At 37.7% G+C, this 5,528-nt stretch carries 7 protein-coding genes and 1 other annotated feature; of the genes, 2 read left to right on the plus strand and 5 right to left on the minus strand.

From position 1 onward, the window contains the following. Nucleotides 1-209: a binding site (T-box leader), on the minus strand. This feature is flagged as partial in the annotation. Between the two features lie 106 nt (nucleotides 210-315). Further along, nucleotides 316-471: a hypothetical protein gene (locus AC1DSB_RS13490; protein ID WP_477532118.1), complete on the plus strand. Its 156-nt coding sequence runs from the start codon at nucleotides 316-318 to the stop codon at nucleotides 469-471. A 36-nt stretch (nucleotides 472-507) separates the two neighbouring features. On the opposite strand, the gene AC1DSB_RS13495 is transcribed toward AC1DSB_RS13490, so the two are convergent. Continuing rightward, complete coding sequence (locus AC1DSB_RS13495) at nucleotides 508-828, minus strand: hypothetical protein (RefSeq protein ID WP_477532119.1); 321 nt, start codon at nucleotides 826-828, stop codon at nucleotides 508-510. Nucleotides 829-995: 167 nt separating this feature from the next. After that, nucleotides 996-1,838, minus strand: coding sequence for a hypothetical protein (locus AC1DSB_RS13500; RefSeq protein WP_477532120.1), 843 nt, complete (start codon nucleotides 1,836-1,838; stop codon nucleotides 996-998). A gap of 684 nt (nucleotides 1,839-2,522) precedes the next feature. On the opposite strand from AC1DSB_RS13500, the gene AC1DSB_RS13505 reads away from it, so the two are divergent. Further along, entirely contained in the window at nucleotides 2,523-2,945 is a 423-nt protein-coding gene (locus AC1DSB_RS13505; protein WP_016427242.1) for a VOC family protein, read from the plus strand. A gap of 84 nt (nucleotides 2,946-3,029) precedes the next feature. Here the strand turns inward: AC1DSB_RS13505 and AC1DSB_RS13510 are convergent, their stop codons facing one another. From AC1DSB_RS13510 to AC1DSB_RS13520, 3 genes are read right to left on the minus strand one after another with little or no spacing between them, the layout of a single operon-like run. Next, nucleotides 3,030-3,464 (minus strand): DUF6526 family protein, encoded by a 435-nt coding sequence (locus AC1DSB_RS13510; protein WP_477532122.1) that lies wholly within the window; start codon nucleotides 3,462-3,464, stop codon nucleotides 3,030-3,032. Nucleotides 3,465-3,491: 27 nt separating this feature from the next. Next, nucleotides 3,492-4,589 (minus strand): ABC transporter permease, encoded by a 1,098-nt coding sequence (locus AC1DSB_RS13515; protein WP_477532123.1) that lies wholly within the window; start codon nucleotides 4,587-4,589, stop codon nucleotides 3,492-3,494. After that, a complete protein-coding gene (locus AC1DSB_RS13520; RefSeq protein WP_477532124.1) occupies nucleotides 4,586-5,518 on the minus strand; it encodes an ABC transporter ATP-binding protein in 933 nt (310 codons plus the stop codon). Before AC1DSB_RS13520 ends, AC1DSB_RS13515 begins: the two co-directional genes overlap by 4 nt. Between the last annotated feature and the right edge of the window lie 10 nt (nucleotides 5,519-5,528).

Consider the following 5,528-nt stretch of genomic DNA (forward strand, 5'->3'; position numbering starts at 1 on the left):
ACGACAGGTTTACCCTTCGTGGTACCACTCTTATTGGTTTGCAAACTGAACAAACCTTCTTAAGACTTTATTACGGAAGTGAACCGTTCAGACCTACATGTCAGCCTGACCTCTCATAAGCGAGTTGGGGAGTTTATTGACTGTCTTTCACCGACCGACAGCTCTCTGAGCAATAAATATTCCTTAATAATCTTAATCTCTGAGTTTACTTTATGGGAAAATTTTCTTAATGATACAATTGTTGAAATATTTAGTCAAGAGGTTTTCGCCAGCAACTAAAATTCACTCTCCTGATTCTGGGATATAATGCACAAAATGTCTACTGACATTGATGGCAAAGTTTGTGAAAATTATCCTTCAAGAACAATTGGGATCAATTTTAAAGACGGTGATGAATTTGGTTTTTTTATTGGTCCGACGGATGTCCATGACGACGGCAATATCCCAGATAAAGATTTTTATATTTCATAAAAAGTAGATATTTGTCTGCTATTTAAACAAATTTTCTTAATAAAATGGGAAATATTTTATAATTGTTATAAAAGAACTACCTACTGCAAATAGTGAAAGACCCCAAGTAATGGGTGACATTATAAATAAAAATGGTTTTATAGCTTCCGTATTTTGAGTGTTCTTATATTCTAAAGTAGCATCATATTCGCTAATTCTTGGAGTAATAACAAAATGATAGAACCAAGCACCTCCAAATATAAACAGTCCGCCTAAAAAGATTGTATCAATGAAAGTCCAGCCAAGGAGAATCGAAAATAACCAAAGTAAAAATGATTCCATCACTATTGTAATTAATACGATATAACCCTTTTTCATAAGTCGCACCCCTATAATAATATTTTCGCTCAAGACACACTTTATTCTTCCCCTAATATGTTCCCGATAACTGTAAATTTTTCTCCTTTCAACAACAAACCTTATTTAGTAAGCAAATCATTATAAATGTAGATACGTTCTAAATGAGCGACAAGTTTCATTAATGGTTAGCACCTTTCTGCAACATGTTCTGCCTCATCGTGCAGCCCCATTGATGTCAGCAATTCCTGTATCAATTCCCATACCGCTTGATCATAGCCAGAAGTCACGATATACCAATAATTCGCATCACGGACGAATGCCAGCTTTTCCAATTCATTGGCTTGAATCAAAAATAGTCGCATTCGTTCTATTTCTTTTTCATCACACTTTCGATCTTCAGAAAAAGTAAAGCTCGTTTTCGAAGTCGTTGCCGAATTTCGATCTGCCACGCCGAGTCCATCTAAAGTAGTCATATGGATAGACTCGGCTCTTTCTTTTTTCACTTCATGTAAATAACTGACCACGTCTAGTTTATTAGTGCCAAAAACCTCACGGCAACGCATAAGGATATACTCTCGGTCTTTATGCCATTTACTGGAATATGACTCGAATTCCTCGATCAGTTCAATTAGTTGTTTTTCATCCTCAAACATCCATATGGTTTCTAGCATCTCTGCATATGGAACGGAAAAGGCCAAGTCTAAAAACTCCCGAATATTGCGTGCCATGTATCGAAGAGGCGGATCATTAGTTGGTGTTACACAAACAATTGGTGCTTCGTTTAAATGAGATATGGAATGAAAATCAGTCAAAAAACCGAAATGAATACCCCCACCACCAGTGCTAGCAAACGCAATCAAATCAGGTGGCGTAATTGGATACGGTGCTAATTGGTCRATTGGATGAAAACCAATTTGACCAAGTGAAAGTCCTTTTTTAGAGAATTCTTCTTCTAGTTGGAACAATTGATGGATTTCACATGGTATTTCATATGAACCATAAGCTTCTTTCAATTCAACATTCCCCATTGAACTCTTCCCCCTATCTTCGTCCTTTTACATTTGTTCGATGAATAAACTGGTTAATCCTGCATTTCATGGAAAACAAAAAAAGGAAATAATGGGTTATCTCTTTCCTGTTACATAAAATGTTCTTATTATGCAATTTGCTTTAGTAGGCCTGCAACCAGTGATGTGACAATAGCACCTGCAAGGAATGCAAGCTCATAGAGCAAGACATTACCAAATGATATCGAAACAATTCTCACGCTACCTACTTCAGAGGAAGTAGTATCATATGTGAAAAAATTAAGTGTTTCGGAATAGATGATTTAAAGCACAAAAGGCAAGTAATTTCCTAATTGGAATTACATGCCTTTGTTTTTGGCTCAGTTAAACTATACTGTTGATTACCGTTCCAACGCTCTTTCATGTTTTGAAGCTAGCGCAGCGATGCAACGCCCTTTCATGTTTCGAAGCTAGCGTAGCGATGCAGAAACAGAAACAGGAGGACGGGGTTTCCATGCGCCGAGGAGTCCTGACGCTCGCCCTAGGAAAGCGTTGCAGTTTTGCGGAATATCAACAGCAACATTTATCATAGCCATGTTTTAATTAGTCAGTCTATATGGATAAAACGCATAGTGGTATACTTACAATAGTGTTGAACTATTTTCAAAATATTAAAACACTATTAAAACTAGAGGAGTGACATGAATGGCTATTGAAGTTTATTTGAATTTTAAAGGGAATTGTCGGGAAGCTGTAGAGTATTATGCGCAGGTATTTAAAACAGAAGAACCAAAAATAATGACATTTGGTGAAATGCCGCCAAATGAAGAGTATCCATTACCTGAAGAAGCTAAAAACCTTATTATGCACACACGTTTAAACATGTGTGGCAGCGTCGTCATGTTTTCTGATACATTCCCTGGTATGCCCTTCGTTGAAGGAAATAACATTAGCCTAGCAATAGTCAGTGAGGATCTGGACGAAATCAAATCACTGTTTGATCAACTGAAAACGGGCGGTACTGTAGGCATGGATTTACAGGAAACGTTCTGGAGTAAATGTTACGGCAGTGTGAAAGATAAGTTTGGAATCGAATGGCAGTTTAACTATGGCAATGGTGGAATGTAAATACCTCCTATCTAATAATTAAATACAAAAATCCAAATAGAAACCCCGTTGTTGAATAATGTTCAACGGGGTTTCAACTCATTTCTAAATTCTGTTATGGTCTGCTTTCCAAGAAACAATTGCTTTCTTTATATCATCTGGGGACAGGTTTTCATTGACTGCACGTTCACAAAGAGTTGGAAACTCTTGTTCACCGGCAAAACGTAAAGCAATAATTTGACCGTTACTTAGATTTGAATCTAATAATTTACCTGTTAACACAAAATGGCGCAGGTTTTCTTCTGCTCGAATTGTTCGATCTTGGTTTTTTAATGGGCTTATTCTTACCAGAATTGCGACAATTATAATACACACAACCATAAGTAACAATAGAATAGATTGCAAGATGTTTTCCCCTGCATTAAATGAGCGGACCACATTGATTATCGACACGACCAAAGTCGCAACTAATAATAACGACAGTACATAATGATAAAGCGGGTCTACCTTTACATGTGTTTTGTAATTTTGATTTTCCATCAGTATCTCCTTCATAATCATTAATTCTTATTCCCATTTAAATGTATAACTAGCCATGATGAAAGCTCCAACTAACCAACAGCCTAATATTAGAGCATCCGCACCAAGTTCTATAAACGAAGTCCCTACATTCATCGTCTCCCGTAATGCATGGCTTAAATGAGAGATTGGTAAAACGTTAACAATCGGCTGAAGAAATTCTGGCATTTCGCGAATTGGGAAAAATACGCCTCCTAAAAACAACATGGGAAAGGATAAAAATCCTGCAATCGGTCCGGCACTTTCAGGTGTTTTAGCCACCCCTGCAATGATGAAGCCTATCGCCATAAAAGCAAGTGTCCCTAAAATAACGAATGTTATTAAACTAAGCCAAGACCCGTTTACTTGGGTTCCGTAAATAAGGTGAGCCACTCCTAATACGATAAGTGCTTGCATACCGTTCAACAGTAATCTGGCTGTAATTTGAGCAGCGATAAAAGTAGATGCTTTTAACGTGGTACCTTGCATTCTTCGCAAAATCCCGCGCTCTCTCCATGCGGCAATCTGACCTGCTACGCCATTCATGTTGTTGCTCATAATCATCATGGCCARAATTCCTGGCACCAAGAAATCAATATACTTTAAGTCTAAGGCTTCAATACCACTTGCATGAGTCACAATGACTGGCGAGTACTTTGCTTTTTCCTTACTAATCCCATCCACGACACTATTGACAATAGTTAAACCTATTTGCGAAACCGCGACGTCGGTTTCGTTGTAATATAACGGTAGCTCAAAAGGCGTTGTGTTTGAAGCTGCCTTCATTTTTTTCTCATACCCTTGAGGTATCACAACAACGAGTTGAAGATTTCCTTTYTTTACTTGTTCAAGTGCTTTATCTTTATTGTCGATAATTTCAAGGTTAACTGTTTCAATCTTACCCATCGTATTTGAGAATTCTTTTGAAAGTGGTGTTTTGTCCTGATCCACTACACCGATCGAGACTGAAACTCCATTGCCGTCTCCTAAAAAAGAACCAAGCATAACCATTAGAAAAATAGGGAATGCAAGCGTCCAGAAAAGAACTTGGCGATTGCGAAAAAATATTCGTAATTGTGATAACGTTAATTGCAAATAAGCTTTCATTCTTCTCTCAGACTCCTTCCTGTCATATGGATAAAGACATCTTCCAACGTTGAAGTTCTGGTCTGAAGATTGATCAATTGGATCTGTTTTTCAGATGTAAATTTAATCAAGTTAATCAAGGTCTTTTGCAGATTATCGGTATAAAGTACATAGGTATCCTTATGCTTCCCAACTTGCTTCACCCCATCGAGCGTTTCAAGCTCTTCTGTCAGGAAATTCCCTTCATACTGAAATTCTACTGCACTATCAGACTCTAAACCTTTTATGAGTCCTGAAGGAGTATCTAAAGCAATCAGATTCCCTTGATCCATAATGGCAATACGATCACAAAGAACTTGCGCTTCATCCATGTAATGGGTGGTTAAAACAGTGGTCTTTCCTTTTTCTTTTAATTTCAATACGATATCCCAGAGCGTCCTTCTTGCCTGAGGATCAAGTCCAGTTGTCGGTTCATCCAAAAATAGAATCCAAGGATCATGTACAAGGGCAAGCGCAATTGCTAGTCGTTGTTTTTGCCCCCCCGATAGAGTCTTGATACGACTCTTTGTTTTCTCTGTTAATACCATATCCTCTATCAACTCAGGAATCGAGAAGTTTTTTTGATAAAAACTTGCATACAACCTCAAAATTTCTTCAACGGTAAGTAATTCAAACAATGTGGTTGATTGTAGCTGGATCCCGATTACTTCTTTCACTTTTAACAAGTCTTTTGCAATATCAAATCCTCCGATAATCGCTGTTCCCCCATCAGTTTTTCGAAGCCCAACCATCATTTCTAAAGTGGTCGATTTCCCTGCACCATTGGGTCCGAGAAGTCCGAAAATTTCCCCTTTTTTAACGGAAAAATCAATAGCATTAACAGCTGTAAAACTTCCATATTTCTTCACTAATTTTTTTACTTCGATCATCGTTTCCGTCTGATTTTGCATTGTTCACACC

It is taken from the genome of Paenisporosarcina sp. P4_E4_2 (assembly GCF_056401595.1).

Bases quoted from the DNA above. Each gene is read 5' to 3' on its own strand.
- AC1DSB_RS13495 (WP_477532119.1), bottom strand. From the start codon at position 828: ATGAAAAAGGGTTATATCGTATTAATTACAATAGTGATGGAATCATTT.
- AC1DSB_RS13510 (WP_477532122.1), bottom strand. From the start codon at position 3,464: ATGGAAAATCAAAATTACAAAACACATGTAAAGGTAGACCCGCTTTAT.
- AC1DSB_RS13505 (WP_016427242.1), top strand. From the start codon at position 2,523: ATGGCTATTGAAGTTTATTTGAATTTTAAAGGGAATTGTCGGGAAGCT.
- AC1DSB_RS13520 (WP_477532124.1), bottom strand. From the start codon at position 5,518: ATGCAAAATCAGACGGAAACGATGATCGAAGTAAAAAAATTAGTGAAG.
- AC1DSB_RS13490 (WP_477532118.1), top strand. From the start codon at position 316: ATGTCTACTGACATTGATGGCAAAGTTTGTGAAAATTATCCTTCAAGA.